Here is an 18,808-nt window from a genome sequence, read left to right on the forward strand (position 1 = left end):
TGCTTCTCAAAACTCAAGCAGTTCCGCCGCGTCGCAACCCGCTTCGAAAAGACCGCCCGAAACTATCGGGCCGTCGTTACTCTCGCCGCCATCGTCCTATGGCTCCGCTAAATGTCCACACCACCTAGTGCGTTCGCTGCGCTTACTGCGCCTTCCGGCTGGCCAATACCTTCTTGCAGGCGTCGCTGAGCTGGTTCTGCTGCTTGGTCAGACATGCGACGACGCGACCGCCGCCGGGCGGCGTGCCGGCGCAATATTTGTCATAGTCCGCCTTGCAGGCGCCGCGCCCGTCGGCGGTTTGCGCAACCGCGGATCCGGAGCATCCGATGGCGAGCACGAGAACGGCGAAGCGTAGTTTCGACATAGAGACTCCAACTGTCAGGCGAAGCACAGTGATGCCGGTTAGCTCTACATGAAGATCGCGACCTTCAACATCAATAATGTCAACCGCCGCCTGCCGAACCTGTTGCGCTGGCTGCGCGCGGCCAAACCCGACGTCGTCTGTCTGCAGGAACTGAAATCGACCGACGCCGAGTTCCCGATTCCGGCGATCGAGAAGGCAGGCTACGGCGCAGTGTGGCGCGGACAGAAGGCCTGGAACGGCGTCGCCATCCTGGCGCACAACGCCGAGCCGGTGTTGACGCGCACCGCGTTGCCCGGCGATCGCGATGATGACGAGGCGCGCTATATCGAGGCCGCGGTCAACGGCGTCATCGTCACCAGCCTCTATCTGCCGAACGGCAACCCGCAGCCCGGGCCGAAATTCGATTACAAGCTCGACTGGTTCAAACGGCTGCGGTCCCATGCCGGCAAATTGCTCAAGCAGGATATCCCCGTGGTGCTGGCCGGCGACTACAACGTCGCGCCGACGGTGTCGGATATCTATCCGACGAAATCCTGGGACAAGGACGCGCTGATCCAGCCGAAGAGCCGCGCGGCGTTCAAGGCGCTGGTGGACCAGGGCTGGACGGATGCGATCCGGACCCTGCACCCGGAAAAGCCGATGTTCACGTTCTGGGACTACAAGCGCAACCGCTGGCCGCGCGACGCCGGATTGCGGCTCGATCATTTGCTGCTGAGCCCGCAGATAGCGCCGCGCCTGCTCAAGGCCGGCGTCGATCGCAAGGTGCGCGGCGAGGAAGGCGCCAGCGACCATGCGCCGGCGTGGATCGTGCTGAAGTAGCTGCCCGCAAGCCGCTACCCGCCAAATTTCTTGCGCAGCATGATGCCGAGAATGTTGGAATAGTCGTCCGTCCACAACGCGCTTGCCGGGTCTGGATGCAGCGGCGTCCAGTTTCCGGCGACGCTTCCGGCATCGGCGGCGTCGCGCGCCAGCACCACGAGGCGGGCATTGGCCTTCAGCGTCGTCAGCAGATCGCCGGCGCTGTTGTCTTCGCGGATGAAGGCGACCAGCCCGTGGGAATGAGCGACGTTCGCCACCACCGGCGCCAGATCGAGGTAGCGATTGGAGATGTGCGCGATGATAACACCGTGCGGCGAAAGCCTCGAAAGATAACCTGCAAGCGCGTCACGCGTGAGCAGATGCACCGGAATGGAATCGGACGAGAAGGCATCCAGCACGATCAGGTCGTAACTGTCATGCGATGCTTCCAATGTCAGGCGCGCGTCTCCGGCCACCACGGGCGCATCGGGCGCGCAGCGTGACAGGAACTCGAAGCGACGCGGATCACGTGCGATGCGAATTACTTCCGGATCGATCTCGAAGAACGTCCAGAGCTCGCCGCCCTTGCGATGGCAGGCAAGCGTACCGGTGCCCAGGCCTACGACGGCAACGTGGTCCAGATTGCCGCGAACAGCGCGCGCGGCACCGATGGCCTCCGAGTACGGACCTCCCGGATAGTAATACGTCTGCGGCAACAGTGGACCGCTGATCGGCGTGCCGTCCTCGTTCCGCAAGCGCTGGGCACCATGAATCGTGGTGCCGTGATAAAGGACGCGGGCTTTGCCGTCGCCGACCTCGGCGACCTTATGGACGCCAAAGAAACTGCGTGCCGTTTCGATCGGCGCTAATCCAGGTCGCCACAGGGCGGTCACTGTAAAACTCAGGACGACCAGGCCGAAGAAGCGCATCGGCCGCTGCCGTTGAAACAGCATCGCGGCCGCCAGCAGCGCGAGCAGCACTTGATACGGCAGCTCCAGCGTCGCTGGCGGCTGCAAGAGGGTGGCGTACCAGATCACCGCGAGCACCGCACTGAGCAGAAGCCACGGCGTCGCGTCTGTCAGCGCCTTGCGTAGCCCGCCGGCGAAGAAGCCGGGCATGCACAGCAGCGCCAGCGCGATCAGGATCGGATATTCGTAATTGCCGTTGAAAATCAGCGGCGCCACCAAGCCCGCGAAGGCGCCACCGATCACCCCGCCAAACGAGGTGCAGAGGTAGAATTCGGTCAATCGTCGGGGGTTTGGACGCCGGGCATAGAGTTCGCCGTGGCACATCAGCGTCAGCAGCGCAAAGGCGACGAGATTGAGGGCAATCGTGGTCAGCCAAAAGACCTTCTCCCCGCCGATCAGGCTCACCGCGAGCGGCGCCACCGCGAACGGAACAAACCGGACCACGCTGGCATGTGCGATCCATGGCCGCTCGCTAAACACGGCGACGAAAGTCAGCAGGAAGATCGCAAGCGGAACCACCCAGAGGAATGGAGCGGCAGCAATATCGGTCGTCATGTACGCCGTAACGGCGATGACTAGACCCGACGGAATGGCGGCCAGCGCAATCCAGCGCATCCGCTCCCCTGCACTCGTGCGAACATCATCCGCAACTTCGGCCTGGGCCGCGGCAGGCTCCGCGCGTGTGGCAACCAATCCGACGACACTCAAGAGAATGGCCAGCAGCGCAAACCCGATGGACCAGGCCGCCGTCTGCGTTTTCAGCGTCAGGAACGGTTCGATGACGACGGGATAGGCGAACAGCGCGGCGAACGAGCCAAGATTGGATGCCGCGTAGAGCACATATGGATTGCTCGCCTGTCGATGTCCGCTCGCGGCAAACCAGCTTTGCAGCAGCGGCGCACTGGCTGACAAGGTAAAGAACGGAAGGCCGATGGAAGCCGCGAACAGGCCGAACAGCCAAAGCGCCGTTCCATCCAGCGGCGGAGCACCCCATTCGGGCGCAATCGCGATCGGAAGCATCATCGCGGTTACACCGACCAGCAGAAGATGGAACATGACCGCCCGTCCGGGTAGCAACAGACGGTTCAACAGATGGGCGTAGGCGTAACCTCCCAGCAGCACCGTCTGAAAAAACACCATTGCGACCGACCAGACCGCCGGCGCGCCTCCGAGTTTCGGAAGCACCATCTTCGCAAACATCGGCTGGATCGAGAACAGAAGCAGCGCCGAGACGAATAACGTCGCGGCATAGAGCCATGACGTCAGTCGAGTTGTCGCAGCCTGCCGATCAACGACAGGCGAGATCCGATCCAAAGCATTGAAGAGCGACATCGATATCCCCAGCACCGGCAATTTTTGGTTGCACGGTAGCCGGTGACTCCTGAGAAAGGCTTAATCCGATCGCCGGGAAGCGGCCTCCGCCATGGTAAACGCCGCCTTGACCGCCGCCCGGTTTCGACCAGCGGAAATCAGCCCTTTTTGGTGTGCCCCCAGGCCGCGTCCCAATCTTCGCCGGCGGCATCGATGACGCGGCCGTCGGCCTCGAAGAACTTGTTCGGGACCTGGAAAATCGCGAGCATCAGCCCGCCTTCGGGGCACCAGGCGACGTGGCGGCTGCCCTCCTCGCGCCAGATGAATTCGCCGGCCTTGCATTCGATGCCCTGCGCCGGCCCCTCCTTGTCGACGAGCGAACCTTCCAGAACATAGGTCTGCTCGATATTGACATGCTCGTGGTCGGGCAGCACCGCACCCGGCGCGAACCGCATCAGCGCGGTCATCAGGCCGGTCTTGCGATCGAACAGCAGCGTCTTGGCTTCGCAGCCGGGGAAACGGGTCTTCTGCCATTCCATGCTGTCGGGGCGGACGAGATGGGAATGCGTGTCTGCGGTCTGCGCGCCCTTCGGTGTCACGGCGTCCATGGCGATCCTCCGTTGCCGGTTGTTTTGACGCGATCCTAGCAGCTTTGCCTTGAGCCGCCAGCCGGCAGGTGTGCGCTGCGGCGCTGCTGCCTTGCTCGCGCCTGTTCCGGACTGTAGGATCAGCCGATCTGCCGCTCGCGTGGATCACGGTCGAAAATGGCGGCTTTGCAACATTCGCGAATTTGTAAGGGGTGCTGGGAGCAGATGCATCTGCCGGTGCCGATTCGCGGCGTGATCTCGGCGCCCTTCCGCGCGTTCGGCGTTCGTCCGAGCCGGATGAACCCCAACACCTGCACCATCTGCGAGCTGATGTTCACGAAGGTGATGCGGGCCCGCAAGATCACCATCGACGCGACCATCATGTTTGCCGATCTGCGGGGCTATACCAGCCTGTCGCAATCACAGTCGCCGGATGCCGTTTCAGGCCTGCTCGACGCATTCTATGACGAATGTGCAAGCGCGATCTGGGAGCATGACGGGCTCCTCAACAAGACGATCGGCGACGCCGTGATGGCGGTCTTCAATTTTCCCCTGAAGCGGGAGGCGCATGCCAGAAACGCCGTGCTCGCCGCACGCGACATTCAGAAGAACTGGCGCGACCGCCGGGAAGCTCTCGTTGCCGCGCACGGGCTCACTGCGAGCGAACTCGGGATCGGCATCGGCATCCACTCCGGCGAACTGAGTTTTGGCGAGTTCGGCCGATCGCACCGCGACCTGACGGCGATCGGCACGGTTGTGAACACCGCTTCCCGAGCCCAGTCAGTCGCCGAAGCCGACCAGATCCTCGTGACCAAGGCCGTCTTTGAACGCGCTCAGCCAGATTTGAAGGATAGTCGTTCGAAGGCGTTCCAGCTCAAGGGATTCGACGTCCCGGTCGAGCTTTACGCCGCCTGACGCGAACGCGGCGGCCGCCTGTCACCACAGATTCTTGCCATCGATGACCGTCACCGGCACCGCATCGAGGTCGAAATCATCGAACAACCGCGCATTGACGCCGACCTTGGGGTTGTCGAAGTCCGGCTTGCCGGTCGACCAGTCCGGCGATTCCGAATAGGTGCCGCAGCCGCAATTGGCGCAGAAATGATGTTTGACGGTGCGGCTGCCCCACAGGTAGATCGCGACATTTTCCGGCGCCGACGTCAGGCGAAATTGCGCCGGCGTGTAATAGGCCCACAGCGCGCCACGCCTGGAACACAGCGAGCAGGTGCAGCGTGTCACATCAGACGGCGCTTCGTTCACCTCGAATTGTGTGTTGCCGCAATGGCAGCTTCCCTTGATTGGCACGACCGGCTCCTTTCCGAGTGACATTTAGACCTCGTAACCTGAGCCTGCTGCCACCATGATGTCAGCATCAGGGAATCGCGAAAGACAGCAACCTTGGGTTTCCTCTTCGTCCTCATTGTCGGCCTGCTCGCCGGCACCATCTCAGGCATTGTCGGCACGGGTTCGTCGATCATGCTGATGCCGGTGCTGGTCTATCAATACGGGCCGAAGGAAGCGGTGCCGATCATGGCGGTCGCGGCCGTGATGGCGAACTTCTCGCGCATTCTCGCGTGGTGGCGCGAGGTCGACTGGCGCGCCTGCCTTGCTTATTCGGCCACTGGCATTCCGGCTGCTGCGCTTGGCGCGCGGACGTTGCTCGCGCTGCCCTCACACGCCGTCGATATCGCGATCGGCCTGTTTCTCATCGCGATGGTGCCGGTTCGGCACTGGTTGACCCGCCATCAGCTCAAAGCGCAGCTCTGGCACCTGGCGGTCGGCGGCGCCATCATCGGCTATATCACGGGCATCGTGGTGTCGACCGGGCCGCTCAGCGTGCCATTGTTTCTGTTTTACGGGCTGAACAAAGGTGCCTTCCTCGCCACCGAAGCCGCAAGCTCGCTCGGGCTTTATCTGAGCAAGTCGGTTACTTTCGAACGCTTCGGCGCGCTGACGCCGGACGTCGCGCTAAAGGGCCTGATCGCCGGCTCCTCCCTCATGTTCGGCGCTTTCATCGCCAAACGTTTCGTGCTGCATCTCAAGCCCGACGTCTTCCGCCTCCTGATGGACGGCATCATGCTCGTCGCCGGTCTCACCCTGTTGTGGACGGCATTTTCATAGAAATGCCTGCTGCCGACCACGATGATGCCGGGCCCTTCGCTTTTTCAATGGCTAGGGGCGCACGCCCTCCGGTGGTATCATGTCAGCGTGAACGGCATCGGGTGCCGTGGCATAGTGCATCATCCGATACATTTAGTTTGGGGACGAGTGTCTTGAGCGCATTGGCGGAAGCGGTTGATATCACAAATCTCCGGAGCGAAACGGCCGGGCGAGCCGACGCCCGACAGGACACCCTGAAATTCGCCGAAGCCGCCCTTGCCGACAGCAAGCGTGATGGACTGCTGCTCGCCGTCCGGGCCCGCTGGGTCGCGCTGGCAATCACTGCCGTTACCCTGCCGATCATCAACCCGAACTGGGACGTGACCTATTACGTCCTGATGCTGGGCTTCTTTGCGCTGATCGGATGGGCCCAACTCAAGGTCGGCAAGGTGGGCCGTTCGCGTCCCGAACTTTTCCTGATATTTTGCGACCTCGCGCTGCTGACCTTCCTCAGCGTCGTACCCAATCCATGGAGCAGCGTTCACTGGCCGATCGGAATGCAATTCCGGTTCGACAGCTTCATCTATTTCTTCATCTTCCTTGCCACCGCCACCCTCGCCTATTCGTGGCGAACGGTGATCGCGATTGGCTTCTGGACCTCGGCCCTGTGGGCCGTCGCGGTCGGTTGGGCGTACCTGCAGCCGGAAAGCCATGCCGCGCTGTCGGAGCGCGTCAGGGAAGCAGTCGGCGCTGATATTCGCATGTTCGAGATCATCGATCCCTCGTCGATCGGCTTCGGCGCGCGCTTCCAGCAGGTCACCGTGTTCATCATCGTCGCCGCGATCCTGGCGCTGATGGTGCGCCGTTCGAATGCGCTTCTGATCAGCCACGCCGGAATCGAACGCGAGCGCGCCAACCTGGCGCGTTATTTTTCACCCAATGTTGTCAACGAATTGTCTGGCAATGACGAGCCGCTCACGCGGGTTCGCACGCAAGACGTCGCGGTGTTGTTTGCCGATATCGTGGGATTCACCGCCTACGCCGATGGACGAGACCCGACGGAGGTCATCGGCACGCTGCGGCAATTCCATGAACGCATGGAAAGAGAAGTGTTCCAGCACGGCGGAACGCTCGACAAATATCTCGGCGATGGCCTAATGGCGACGTTCGGCACGCCGTTCGCCGGCGATTCCGATGCGTTGAATGCCTTGCGTTGCGCGAGGGCTATGATCGCCTCGATCGCCGAATTGAACAGAGAACGGAAGGATCGCAACGAGCCGCCGATCCAGGTCAGCGTCGGATTGCACTATGGTCAGGTCGTGCTGGGAGATATCGGCCTTAACCGGCTCGAATTCGCTGTCATCGGCACCACCGTGAATGCGGCGAGCCGGCTTGAGTCGCTTACCCGCGAGTTCGGATGCGCCATCGTGGTCAGCGACGCGCTGGTGCGGCACGCCCAGACGGAGTCGAACCATTCGAGCGCCGACTTCGCGTCGCTCGTCGAGCAGCCGGCACAGATCATTCGCGGTCTCGAACAACCGGTCGGCATCTGGACATGTGCCAACGTCGCTTGCTGAGGTCCTGAAGCGCGCGATGGATGCATCCTCACAAATGCGCGAGGCCTGCATCCGAACCGTACCCTGAATTCGTACCGGCAGACAGGAGCGACAATCACGCCGCTCCGATGACAGCAACCTAACGTCGTTCACATGAGCGAAAACGGGAGAGCATCATGCCGGATAGGTTTCGCATCGCACTCGCCGTGACTGCCTTGGCGCTGGCGACCGTGTCGGCCGTCGATAGCGCGTCGGCGGGCATACTTAACTGGAGCTGGTTCGCAGTGCCTCTGTACGGCATACCGTACTGAGCGCTTGCAGCGAGACGCAGAGGCCGCCCGCCCGCCGGGCGGCCTCTGCAGGTGTCGCCAGGCGCGACCACAGCGAAGCTTGCGGCCGGACGAGCCGTCGCGACGCCGTTCCAAAAATAGCAGCAGCAGTGCGCGTGGTTGGCGCGGCGCGGCGACTTTGCGCAGATCGTGATGCGATTACATGTTTGAGAGCATGATCTCTGCGCAAACGCTTGGCGTTTGTTAGCTAAGGGAAAACCGGTTTCCACTTTTCCGGATCATGCTCTACCCCACAACCAGCTCACGAATGCGCGAGGCCTGCATCCGGACCGCCCCTGAATTCGTACCGGCAGACAGGAGCGACAATCACGCCGCTCCGATGACAGCAACCTAACGTCGCTCGCATGAGCGAAAACAGGAGAGCATCATGCCGGATAAGTTCCGCATCGCACTCGCCACGGCCATCCTTGCTCTGGCGACCATGTCGGCCGCCGCCCCCGCGTCGGCGGGCTGGTTTAGCTGGAGGGCAGTGCCTCTGTATTACGTACCGCTCTGATTGCTTGCAGCAAGACGCAGAGGCCGCCCGCCGCCGGGCGGCCTCTGCCGCCGTTGCCAAGCGCGACCCATCACGCGTCACTCAACCAGAGAAATGGAGGGGGAGCGTCACAGATGCGCCGCCTGCTGATCACTCTGCTTGCCATCGCCGCTGCCACTGCGGGCACATTCCATTTCTTTCCGCACTGGAGCGGTGCGCCGGCCCAGCCGTCCTACCGACTCGCCAAGGCAAACGAAGGCGAAATCGTTGCCACGGTGAACGCGAGCGGCACCATCAATCCAACCACGACAGTCATCGTCGGCTCGCAGCTCTCGGGCCAGGTCGTCGAGCTCCTTGCCGACTACAATTCCAATGTGAAGGCGGGGCAAGTGGTGGCGCGGCTCAATTCGGACCAGATCCTCGCCAAGCTCGATGCGGCGCGCGCCGATCTTGAGCAGGCCCGCGCCAAGAAGCTGGTGCAGAAAGCGCAGATCGAGCGCGTGCGCGCGGACACCGAAAAGGCCCGAGCTGCCGAGGCAGAGATCGAAGCGCAGATCGCCCGCAACGGGGCGCTGCTCGCCGACGCCGAGCGCACTTACCAGCGCCAGAGCGAGCTGCGCGCGCGCGGCGTCACCGCCGAGGCGACGCACGATGCGGCCCGGACGACACGCGATGCCCAGCGTGCCAGCCTCGACTCGGTGAAAGCGCAGCTCAAATCCGCCAAGGCGCAGCTCGTTGGCCTCGAGGCCGATCAGCGCGTGGCAGAGGCGCAGCTTGCAGCCGCGGCCGCGCAGGTCGCCGCGCGCGAGGCCACGGTCAGACAGATCGAGGTCGATCTCCGGAACACGGACATCCGCTCGCCGGTTTCCGGCGTGGTGGTTCAGCGTCAGGTCGAGCTTGGTCAGACGGTCGCGGCCGCGCTGCAGTCGCCGACCTTGTTCCTGGTGGCGGACGATCTTCGCCAAATGGAGATATCCGCCAATATAGACGAGGCCGACGTCGGCCGTATCAAGCCGGGCCAGCGCGCGACGTTCACGGTGGGCGCCTTTCCCGGGCGAACCTTCGAGGGAACCGTCAAGCAGGTGCGGTTGGGGTCGCAGACCATACAGAACGTGGTGATCTACACGGCAATCGTCTCGATCGAGAATCCGCGTCTCGAGCTGCTGCCGGGAATGACCGCCACGCTGCGGATCGAAACCGACCGGCGCGACGGGGCCGTGCAGGTCCCAAGTGCCGCCTTGCGCTGGCGTCCCCCGGCGACCAGCGACATCTCCGGCGCACAGGTTTCGCAGTCACAAGGAAGCAGTCTGTCCGGCGAGCCGAATGCCGCCCTCGTCGAACGCAATCGGGCGACGCAGCCTGGGCGTGTCTTCGTGGTTGGGCCGGACGGCAAGCCGCAAGGGGTCACGGTCCGCATCGGCGCAACCAAAGGAACAGCAACCGAGATCGTATCAGGCCTTGAGCCCGGCCGCGAGGTGATCATCGGCGGCGGACCGCGCACCGCCGAGGCGAAGACCACGCCACCCGGCAGCTTGTAGAGAGGACACCATGTCGCTCATCGAGACCGAGCAGCTCACCCGCGTCTATCGGCTCGGCGACGAAGCCGTGCATGCGCTGCGCGAGGTGACGCTTTCGGTCGCGGCCGGCGAATTCACCGCCATCATGGGTCCGTCGGGATCGGGAAAGTCAACGTTCATGAACGTGATCGGCTGCCTCGACCGGCCGACCTCCGGCCGCTACCGCCTCGGCGGCGAGGAAGTGTCGGCGATGAGTCGCGATGCGCTCGCCGCCGTGCGCAACCGCAAGATCGGCTTCGTGTTTCAGCAGTTCAACCTGCTCGAGCGTCTTGATGCGCTTGGAAACGTGGAACTAGCGACGATCTACGCCGGCGAGGACCGCAGGCGACGACGCGACAAAGCCGCGGCCGCACTCACCCGCGTTGGCCTCGCCGAGCGCCTGCATCATCAGCCGACACAGCTCTCGGGGGGCCAGCAACAGCGCGTCGCCATCGCCCGCGCGCTCGTCAACACACCAAGGCTCTTGCTCGCCGATGAGCCGACCGGTGCGCTCGACAGCCGCACCTCGCTCGAGCTGATGGCGCTGTTCCAGGAGCTGAACAATGAAGGGACGACCGTTGTCGTCGTCACCCACGAACCCGAGGTGGCGCGGTTTGCGTCGCGCCTCGTGCGTTTCCGCGACGGTCGCGTGCTGAGTGACAGACTACAGCGCCCGGACGATGCTGCCGCCGAGTTGGTCGCAAGCCCGGTCGAGATCATGCCAGACTTCGCGGAGACGGCAGCATGACGTTTGCTGATGCGGGCATCTCTGCGCTCGACGCACTGCGGCTGCACAAGCTGCGCAGCTCCCTGACGATACTTGGCATCATCATCGGCGTTGCATCCGTGATAGCGATGGTGGCGGTCGGCAGCGGTGGACGCGAGGAGGTCGCGGCGCAGTTCCGCAGCCTCGGCGCCAACCTGCTCGTGGTCATGCCGGGCAGCATCACCAAATCCGGCGTGGGCCTCGGCTCAGGCTCCGCTTCCTCATTGACCGACGAGGATGCAGCGGCTGCCGTGCGGGAAGTGCCGTTGCTGCAGGTAGCCGCGCCATTCGTTCGCGAAAATGCTCAACTGATCGCTGCCGGCGTCAACTGGTCGAGTCTGGTCTACGGCGTCGATCTTGGCCTGTTCGAGGCGCGCGAATGGGACGTGGAATCGGGTCGACTGTTCGCGCCGGACGAGATCGCCCGCGGGGCGCAGGTGGCGTTGATTGGGCAGTCCGTGGCGCGCGCGCTCTATGGCGGGCTCGATCCGGTCGGGCAGGAGTTGCGGGTGCGCAATGTGCCGTTCCGCGTGATCGGCGTGATGGCAAGAAAGGGCCAATCCGCCTGGGGCCACGACCAGGATGATGTCGTGCTCCTGCCGCTCAACACGGCGCGCCAGCGGGTGATCGGCCGCAATGCAGCCAATTCGCGCTCGGTCGACTCCTTCTATCTCAAAGTGCGCGAGGGGGAGAGCCTCGCCGCGGCGGAGAGCGACGTGAAGATGCTGCTGCGCCAGCGTCACCGTCGGCAGCCGATGCAGGACGACGACTTCACGGTCCGCAACCTCGCCGACATTGCGGCGACGCAGGAGGAAAGCGTGGGCACGCTTGCCTTGCTGCTCGCGATCGTCGCCGGGGTCTCGCTCGCGGTGGGCGGCATTGGCATCATGAACATCATGCTGGTGTCGGTGACCGAGCGCACGCGCGAGATCGGGCTGCGGCTCGCGATCGGCGCGCGTCCACGTGATATCCTGAAACAGTTCTTGTTCGAGGCAATCGCGTTGTCGCTCATTGGCGGCGCCATCGGCATTCTGACCGGGATCCTCGCCGCCTGCGCAATCGCGAGCCTGGCCCAGTGGCCCCTCCTGATTGAGCCGGAATGGATCGTGCTGGCAGTGCTGTTTTCCGGATTCGTCGGCGTGTTCTTCGGCTGGTTTCCGGCGCTGCGCGCGTCGCGGCTCGATCCGATCGAAGCGTTGCGGTACGCGTGATTGCCGGGCCAGCCTCGTGCTGTCCGATAGTTTGGAGATGCGCGGGCCCAACTTTCACGCACGCCCGTGGAACCTGTCACGCACGTCCGTGGAACCGCGTCGTGTACAACCAACTTGTTGGCTTAAGTGTCCGTCGGGTTGGTGCTAAGGTTAAAGGCGATGAGAGCAGGCGCGCTCGCTACCTTGCTGTCGACTACGCACAATACCCGCGCAGTCGTTGCCGACCGCCCGCTGCGGGCGCGGTGCGGTCAGGCGACAAGGGCGAACAAGCTGGTGCCGTCGCATGTGACCTCGCGCACAAGAATCCGACGAGTCGAAATGCCGGAAATCAAGACGGTCAGCTTCGTGTCGAGCTCTGATGAGCGGGTGATCAGCCGATCCATCCGACCGGCAGCCCCAGATGCGGAGACGACGCAGAGTCCCGAGGCCCTGCTGCAGGCCTGCGCCAGCGGCAATCAGACTGCCCTGCATAGCCTTTATAAGGGAACGGCTCCGCAACTATTCGGACTCGCTCTGCGTATTCTCAGGAGTCGCGAAACAGCCGAGGAAATCATACAGGATTGCTTTGTTCTCGTTTGGCGCAATGCGCACACCTTCGATCCCAGTCGCGGTGCTGCGATGGCCTGGCTCGCCCGCATCGTCCGGAACCGGTGCATCGATGTCATACGACGGCGCGGGCGCGAGGCGCCACTTGATGATGCACCGATTGAGGACCGCGAGGACCCGGCATCGCGTCCGGCCGATCAGGCGGCGCTTAGTCGCGATGCCCGCCGCCTGCAGGACTGCCTTGACAAACTCGAGGAGGGGCCGCGCAATACTCTCAAGCTGATATATTATGAGGGTATGACGTACCAGGAGGTGGCAGCCCATGTGGGCGTGCCACTCGGCACCGTGAAGAGTTGGGTTCGGCGAAGCCTGATCCGGCTCAGGGGGTGTTTGGAACGATGAACTACGTCGATACGGAAACGCGCGAGCTACTGGCGGCCGAATACGTACTCGGCACGCTGAGCGGCGCCGAGCGCCGCCGTTTCGAGCGGCTGTTGTCCGGCGACCGTGACCTGCGCGATCTCGTGGAACGCTGGGAACAGAGGCTCAATCCCCTCGCCGAGTCGGTCCCGGCCGAGGAGCCGCCTGCGCATGTCTGGGACGAGATTGCCCGGCAGATCGCGCTGGCACGTGCACCGGCAGCACCGGTACGCGAGGGCTGGTTCGATCGGCTGTGGGACAGCGTCGGCTTCTGGCGCGGCGCGACTGCTTTGGCTGCGGGCACGGCGGCGGCCTTGCTCCTTTACGTCGTTTCGCTCCCGCAGGGTGTTGGGCCGGAGCAGATTGCGGCTCTCGACAAGCGGCTTGCACGCATCGAGGACACAACCAAGGGCCTGGTGGCCTCGCCGCCCACGCACGTGGCGGTGCTGCTCGACAAGGATCAGCGTCCGATGATGACGGCGGATCTCGACGTTGCCGACGGACGGCTGGTGCTGCGGCTCAACCTCACGCCGCCCCGTGATTTCAACAGCAATGTGCTTGAGGTCTGGCTGGTGTCCCCGGACGGAACGCGCCGCTCGCTTGGCCTTTTCCCGAGCGAGCGCCCCGGCACAACGACGGCTCTCGTGCTGCCGCACGCCACTGCCGAAGCGCTGGCCCAAGCGGCGCTCGCCGTCAGCCTCGAGCCAAGGGGCGGCTCGACGACAGGGCAGCCGTCGGGTCCGGTCCTGTTCACCGGCTCGCTCATGCCTGTCGCTCTCTGACAAGGCAGTCCCACCGAAGCGCGCTTTAGGGTCGGCATCGCCGCGATCGATGCTGCGCGTTCGTGCTTCCGGGCCTAACCGTGTTATGCACGGTGCTCGACAGGAAGCAGCGACTCACCCTTGATGGCCAAATCCACCCTCTCCTTTGTCTGCCAGAACTGCGGCGCGGCGTATAATCGCTGGCAGGGCAAGTGCGATTCCTGCAACGAGTGGAATACGCTGGCCGAGGAGGACACGACCGGTGCCACCTCGATGCCGGTGTCGGTCCGCTCCCGCCGCAAGGGCCGGACGTTCGCGCTGGAATCGCTGACGGGAAAAAGCAACGACGCCCCGCGCCTGTCCTCCGGAATGACCGAGCTCGATCGCGTTACCGGCGGCGGATTTGTCCGCGGCTCGGTCTTGCTGGTCGGCGGCGATCCCGGCATCGGCAAATCGACACTTCTCACGCAGGCCACCAGCATGCTGGCCCGCGCAGGCCACCGCGCGGTCTATATTTCGGGCGAAGAAGCCGTGGCGCAGGTGCGGCTGCGCGCCGAGCGGCTGGGATTGGCGGACGCACCAGTGCAGCTCGCCGCCGAGACCTCGGTCGAGGACATCGTCTCGACGCTGTCGGAGGGCGCTGTGCCGCGCCTGATCGTGATCGATTCGATCCAGACCATGTGGACCGATACGGTGGAATCGGCGCCGGGAACGGTGACGCAGGTCCGCGCCTCCGCGCAGGCGCTCATTCGCTTCGCCAAGAAATCGGGTGCAGCGATCATTCTGGTCGGGCATGTGACCAAGGACGGCCAGATCGCAGGTCCCCGCGTGGTCGAGCACATGGTCGACGCCGTGCTGTCGTTCGAGGGCGAAGGCTCGCAGCATTTCCGGATTTTGCGCGCGATGAAGAATCGTTTTGGCCCGACCGACGAGATTGGCGTGTTCGAGATGACGGGCCTCGGCCTTCGCGAGGTCTCCAACCCCTCCGAATTGTTCCTTTCTGAACGCGATCTGGGCAGCCCGGGCACGGCGGTCTTTGCCGGGATCGAAGGCACCCGCCCGGTGCTGGTGGAATTGCAGGCATTGGTGGCGCCGACCACGCTCGGCACCCCCAGGCGGGCCGTGGTGGGCTGGGACCCGAGCCGGCTGTCGATGGTGCTGGCAGTGCTGGAGGCCCATTGCGGGGTCAAATTGTCCGGCTACGACGTCTATCTGAACGTGGCCGGCGGCCTGCGTATCCAGGAGCCCGCGGCCGACCTCGCGGCGGCAGCCGCCCTGGTATCATCCTTGGTGAACGCACCGTTACCGACAGATGCGGTCTATTTCGGCGAGATTTCGCTCTCGGGCGCGGTCCGGCCGGTGGCGCAGACCTCCGCCCGATTGAAGGAGGCCGCAAAACTGGGATTTGGCCGCGCCATTCTGCCCGAATCGGCTCGCGGCGAGATCGGCTCCGACGGCGGCCTGGTACTGAACAGCGTTGGTGGATTGACCAGCCTGGTCGCCGAAATCGCCGCGCGTGGCAGCCCAAGAAATGCCGGGGCCGGCAACCGGGAAGCCAATCGCGAGGGTGTGACGGAGAAAAATGCCACACCGGCGCGATTCCGTCGTGAAAACAGCTAAAGCGGCGTGACGCGCCCCGCCCTCGCCGCTATACAACGCGCGCGAAAGGCGGGCGGGATGGTGCAATATCCGGCCTTGCGGGATGCGCCTTCTGCCCCTCACTTGGGGTGACCTGACCCGTCGATTCGCTGCTTGAGAACTTACGAGCGGACCTGACCAGCCGATGCCGATAACGATACTCGATCTCGTCCTGCTCGGAGTGATGCTGATTTCGGGGCTGCTCGCCATGGTGCGCGGCTTCATGCGCGAAATCCTGTCGATCGCGGCATGGGGCGCGGCGGCGCTGGTCACGCTGTATGCCTTCTCGAAGCTGCTGCCGACCGCCAAGACCTATTTCAACAACGACACGGTGGCGTCCGTAGTGGTGGTGGCCGGCACCTTCATCGGCACCCTGATCGTGGTCTCCGTCATCACGGTGCGAATTTCGGACATGATCCTGGATTCCCGGATCGGTGCACTGGATCGCACGCTCGGCTTCCTGTTTGGGTTGGGTCGCGGCCTTTTGATCGTGGTGGTCGCCTTCCTGTTCTTCAGCTGGCTGGTCCCGGACAAGCAGCGGCCGGACTGGATCACCGGTGCGAAATCCCGGGTGGTCCTGCAGGGAACCGGGGATTGGTTAATGTCGCTCTTGCCGGATGATCCCGAGAACACCATCTTAAAGAGATTCAAGAAGAATAAACCGGAAGACGACCAAACTGACGCCGACCAGGCAGCCCCTGCGTCCGGCGATGGCTACAGTAAACCTGCCCGCGACAGCCTTAAAAAGCTGATCGAGAAACCCGCGGCACGCTAATTCTGGCCAAGATAGAGAGGCGATGGACGCGATGCAAAACCCTTCCGATCCCGCCGGCCAACTCGATCTAAATGCTGGCATCGAGTTGCAGGACGATCTCGAAGGCGACACGCTACGTGAGGAATGCGGCGTGTTCGGCATTTTCGGCCACCCCGAGGCCGCCGCCATCACAGCGCTGGGACTACACGCCCTTCAGCACCGCGGTCAGGAGGCCGCCGGCATCGTCTCCTTCGACGGCTCCCGGTTTCACAGCGAGAAACGGCTCGGCCTGGTCGGTGACACCTTCTCCCGCCGCGAAGTGATCGAGCGCCTCCCCGGCAACCTCGCCGTCGGCCATGTGCGCTACTCCACGACAGGCGCCAACATCCTGCGCAACGTGCAGCCGCTGTTCGCCGAACTCAATGCCGGTGGTTTCGCGGTCGGCCACAACGGCAATCTCACCAACGGGCTGAGCCTGCGCCGCGAACTGGTGCGCAACGGCGCCATGATGCAATCCACCAACGATACCGAAGTGATCCTGCACCTGGTGGCGCAGTCGAAGCGCGGCCGCTTCATCGACCGCTTCATCGAGTCGCTGCGCGCGATCGAAGGCGCTTACGCGCTGGTCGCGCTCACCAACAAGAAGCTGATCGGCGCGCGTGATCCGCTCGGCATCCGCCCGCTGGTGCTCGGCGACCTTGACGGCCGTCCGATCCTGACCTCGGAAACCTGCGCGCTCGACATGATCGGCGCTAAATATGTCCGCGACATCGAGCCCGGCGAAATCATCGTGTTCGACGAGGCCGGCGCGCACAGCCACAAGCCGTTCCCACCGAAGCCGCCGCGGCCCTGCATCTTCGAATACATCTATTTCTCGCGGCCGGACTCCATCGTCGGCGGCCGCTCGGTCTACGACGTCCGAAAAGCCTTTGGCGCGCAGCTTGCCCGCGAGAGCCATGTCGAAGTCGACGTCGTGGTGCCGGTGCCGGATTCCGGCGTGCCCGCCGCGCTCGGTTACAGCCAGCATTCGGGCGTGCCGTTCGAACTCGGCATCATCCGAAACCACTATGTCGGCCGCACCTTCATCCAGCCGACGCAGAGCGTGCGTGAACTCGGCGTGCGCATGAAGCATTCGGCCAACCGCGCCGCGATCGAGGGCAAGCGCATCATCCTGATCGACGACTCGCTGGTGCGCGGCACCACGTCGAAGAAGATCGTCCGCATGATGCGCGATGCCGGCGCCCGCGAGGTGCACTTCCGGCTCGCTTCGCCGCCGATCCTGTATCCCGACTATTACGGCATCGATCTGCCGGACCGCGGCGGACTTCTCGCCGCGACCCACTCGCTGGAAGAGATGCGCGACATCATCGGCGCGGATTCGCTGGCGTTCCTGTCGATCGACGGCCTGTACCGCGCCATGGGCGAGCCGGGCCGCGATCCCGCCAATCCGAAGTTCTCGGATCATTGCTTCACCGGCGCCTATCCGACCCACCTCACCGACCAGACCCAGGTCGAGCCGCAGCCCCGGCAATTGTCGCTGCTGGCGGAAGCGAGCTGAGGGCTCGCATGCGGCGAATAATCCAGTAATTTTCCGTCATGGCCGGGCTTGTCCCGGCCATCCACGTCTGTAATACCCGCCGCAAAGACGTGGATGCCCGAAACAAGTCCGGGCATGACGAAAGTGGCACGACATGACCAAACCCCTCGCCTCCCGCATCGCCCTCGTCACCGGCGCCTCGCGCGGCATCGGCTACGCTACCGCCCGCGCGCTCGCCCGCGCCGGCGCGCATGTCGTGGCCGTCGCGCGCACGCAAGGCGGGCTGGAGGAGCTCGACGACGAGATCCGGAAGGACGGCGGCAGCGCTACGCTGGTGCCACTGAACCTCACCGATTTCGACGGCATCGCGCGGCTCGGCGCGGCGCTGCACGAACGCCACGGCAAGCTCGACATTCTCGTCGGCAATGCCGGCATCGCCGGTCCCTCCTCGCCGCTCGGCCATATCGAACTGAAGCCCTGGAACGACGTGATGGCGATCAACGTCACCGCAAACTTCCAGCTCATCCGCTGCATGGACCCGTTGCTCAGGGTCTCGGACGCCGGCCGCGCCGTGTTCGTGACCTCTGGCGCCGCCAGCAAGGCGAACGCCTATCAGGGTCCCTACGCGGCCTCGAAGGCCGCGCTGGACACGCTGGTGCGTTCCTGGGCCAACGAGACCGTGAGCACGAAACTGCGCGTCAACCTGTTCAGCCCCGGCCCGATCCGCACCCGCATGCGCGCCAGCGTATTTCCCGGCGAAGACCCGATGACGCTGGATACGCCGGAACAGGCGGCGGAATTCATCGTGCCGATGTGCGCGCCGGAGTGGAACGAGACCGGCAAGTTGTACGACTACAAGACCCGCACGCTGATGAGCTTTCATCCGCCAGCGTGAGATCTCTCCACGTCATTGCCTGCGACAAACGCGAAGCGTTTGCGCAAGGGAGCGAAGCGACGAAGCAACCCATTCTTTCTTTGCGCGGCTTGATGGATTGCTTCGCTTCGCTCGCAATGACGGCGTCATACCGTTGACTCCTCCCCCTCCCCGCGATTGACTGCCCTCCCTAAGCGGGACAACCCGCCAAGAAAAATATCGGGAGGCACCTATGA

Annotated in this window: 19 protein-coding genes and 1 pseudogene; 16 read left to right on the plus strand and 4 right to left on the minus strand. The window is 63.9% G+C overall.

Going from position 1 to position 18,808, the window contains the following annotated elements:
• Nucleotides 1–111 (plus strand): annotated as a pseudogene (locus C7G61_RS19950) (IS5/IS1182 family transposase); the annotation flags it as partial.
• Nucleotides 112–142: 31 nt separating this feature from the next.
• Here the strand turns inward: C7G61_RS19950 and C7G61_RS19955 are convergent.
• The gene (locus C7G61_RS19955; RefSeq protein ID WP_108517450.1) at nucleotides 143–364 is read right to left on the minus strand and encodes a cysteine rich repeat-containing protein; all 222 of its coding nucleotides are present in this window, start codon (nucleotides 362–364) and stop codon (nucleotides 143–145) included.
• 48 nt (nucleotides 365–412) lie between these two features.
• Between C7G61_RS19955 and C7G61_RS19960 the strand changes: the two genes are divergently transcribed.
• Nucleotides 413–1,183: an exodeoxyribonuclease III gene (locus C7G61_RS19960; protein WP_108517453.1), complete on the plus strand. Its 771-nt coding sequence runs from the start codon at nucleotides 413–415 to the stop codon at nucleotides 1,181–1,183.
• A gap of 14 nt (nucleotides 1,184–1,197) precedes the next feature.
• On the opposite strand, the gene C7G61_RS19965 is transcribed toward C7G61_RS19960, so the two are convergent.
• A complete protein-coding gene (locus C7G61_RS19965; protein ID WP_108517455.1) occupies nucleotides 1,198–3,462 on the minus strand; it encodes a fused MFS/spermidine synthase in 2,265 nt (754 codons plus the stop codon).
• Nucleotides 3,463–3,599: 137 nt separating this feature from the next.
• The gene (locus C7G61_RS19970; protein ID WP_108517457.1) at nucleotides 3,600–4,049 is read right to left on the minus strand and encodes a cupin domain-containing protein; all 450 of its coding nucleotides are present in this window, start codon (nucleotides 4,047–4,049) and stop codon (nucleotides 3,600–3,602) included.
• 165 nt (nucleotides 4,050–4,214) lie between these two features.
• On the opposite strand from C7G61_RS19970, the gene C7G61_RS19975 reads away from it, so the two are divergent.
• Entirely contained in the window at nucleotides 4,215–4,943 is a 729-nt protein-coding gene (locus C7G61_RS19975; RefSeq protein ID WP_190241902.1) for an adenylate/guanylate cyclase domain-containing protein, read from the plus strand.
• 21 nt (nucleotides 4,944–4,964) lie between these two features.
• Here C7G61_RS19975 and C7G61_RS19980 read toward each other — a convergent pair whose 3' ends face one another.
• Nucleotides 4,965–5,333 carry a GFA family protein gene (locus C7G61_RS19980; RefSeq protein WP_190241903.1) on the minus strand — a complete coding sequence of 123 codons (369 nt, stop codon included), beginning with the start codon at nucleotides 5,331–5,333 and terminating at the stop codon, nucleotides 4,965–4,967.
• Nucleotides 5,334–5,426: 93 nt separating this feature from the next.
• Here C7G61_RS19980 and C7G61_RS19985 point away from each other — a divergent pair, with 93 nt between their 5' ends.
• From C7G61_RS19985 to C7G61_RS20040, 13 genes are all read left to right on the plus strand, one after another.
• Nucleotides 5,427–6,149: a sulfite exporter TauE/SafE family protein gene (locus tag C7G61_RS19985; protein WP_108517463.1), complete on the plus strand. Its 723-nt coding sequence runs from the start codon at nucleotides 5,427–5,429 to the stop codon at nucleotides 6,147–6,149.
• 152 nt (nucleotides 6,150–6,301) lie between these two features.
• Nucleotides 6,302–7,705: an adenylate/guanylate cyclase domain-containing protein gene (locus C7G61_RS19990; protein WP_202975786.1), complete on the plus strand. Its 1,404-nt coding sequence runs from the start codon at nucleotides 6,302–6,304 to the stop codon at nucleotides 7,703–7,705.
• A gap of 155 nt (nucleotides 7,706–7,860) precedes the next feature.
• Nucleotides 7,861–7,995, plus strand: a complete 135-nt coding sequence (locus tag C7G61_RS47020) for a hypothetical protein (protein ID WP_274542278.1) — start codon at nucleotides 7,861–7,863, stop codon at nucleotides 7,993–7,995.
• A 406-nt stretch (nucleotides 7,996–8,401) separates the two neighbouring features.
• The gene (locus C7G61_RS47025) at nucleotides 8,402–8,530 is read left to right on the plus strand and encodes a hypothetical protein (RefSeq protein ID WP_274542279.1); all 129 of its coding nucleotides are present in this window, start codon (nucleotides 8,402–8,404) and stop codon (nucleotides 8,528–8,530) included.
• A 113-nt stretch (nucleotides 8,531–8,643) separates the two neighbouring features.
• Nucleotides 8,644–10,047 (plus strand): efflux RND transporter periplasmic adaptor subunit, encoded by a 1,404-nt coding sequence (locus C7G61_RS19995; protein ID WP_108517466.1) that lies wholly within the window; start codon nucleotides 8,644–8,646, stop codon nucleotides 10,045–10,047.
• Between the two features lie 10 nt (nucleotides 10,048–10,057).
• Nucleotides 10,058–10,813 (plus strand): ABC transporter ATP-binding protein, encoded by a 756-nt coding sequence (locus tag C7G61_RS20000; protein WP_108517468.1) that lies wholly within the window; start codon nucleotides 10,058–10,060, stop codon nucleotides 10,811–10,813.
• Nucleotides 10,810–12,042 carry an ABC transporter permease gene (locus C7G61_RS20005; RefSeq protein WP_108517470.1) on the plus strand — a complete coding sequence of 411 codons (1,233 nt, stop codon included), beginning with the start codon at nucleotides 10,810–10,812 and terminating at the stop codon, nucleotides 12,040–12,042. Before C7G61_RS20000 ends, C7G61_RS20005 begins: the two co-directional genes overlap by 4 nt.
• Nucleotides 12,043–12,360: 318 nt before the next feature.
• Nucleotides 12,361–12,990, plus strand: a complete 630-nt coding sequence (locus C7G61_RS20010) for an RNA polymerase sigma factor (protein ID WP_190241892.1) — start codon at nucleotides 12,361–12,363, stop codon at nucleotides 12,988–12,990.
• Nucleotides 12,987–13,790 carry an anti-sigma factor gene (locus tag C7G61_RS20015; protein WP_108517475.1) on the plus strand — a complete coding sequence of 268 codons (804 nt, stop codon included), beginning with the start codon at nucleotides 12,987–12,989 and terminating at the stop codon, nucleotides 13,788–13,790. The genes C7G61_RS20010 and C7G61_RS20015 overlap by 4 nt, the downstream gene beginning before the upstream one ends.
• Nucleotides 13,791–13,913: 123 nt before the next feature.
• Nucleotides 13,914–15,389, plus strand: a complete 1,476-nt coding sequence (radA, locus tag C7G61_RS20020; RefSeq protein ID WP_108517477.1) for a DNA repair protein RadA — start codon at nucleotides 13,914–13,916, stop codon at nucleotides 15,387–15,389.
• Between the two features lie 163 nt (nucleotides 15,390–15,552).
• Nucleotides 15,553–16,182 (plus strand): CvpA family protein, encoded by a 630-nt coding sequence (locus tag C7G61_RS20025; protein ID WP_108517479.1) that lies wholly within the window; start codon nucleotides 15,553–15,555, stop codon nucleotides 16,180–16,182.
• A gap of 31 nt (nucleotides 16,183–16,213) precedes the next feature.
• Nucleotides 16,214–17,719 (plus strand): amidophosphoribosyltransferase, encoded by a 1,506-nt coding sequence (gene purF, locus C7G61_RS20030; protein ID WP_108517930.1) that lies wholly within the window; start codon nucleotides 16,214–16,216, stop codon nucleotides 17,717–17,719.
• Between the two features lie 133 nt (nucleotides 17,720–17,852).
• Nucleotides 17,853–18,593, plus strand: a complete 741-nt coding sequence (locus C7G61_RS20040) for an SDR family NAD(P)-dependent oxidoreductase (protein WP_108517483.1) — start codon at nucleotides 17,853–17,855, stop codon at nucleotides 18,591–18,593.
• Nucleotides 18,594–18,808: the final 215 nt, after the last annotated feature.

The organism is Bradyrhizobium algeriense, assembly GCF_003062295.1.
Classification (GTDB): domain Bacteria; phylum Pseudomonadota; class Alphaproteobacteria; order Rhizobiales; family Xanthobacteraceae; genus Bradyrhizobium; species Bradyrhizobium algeriense.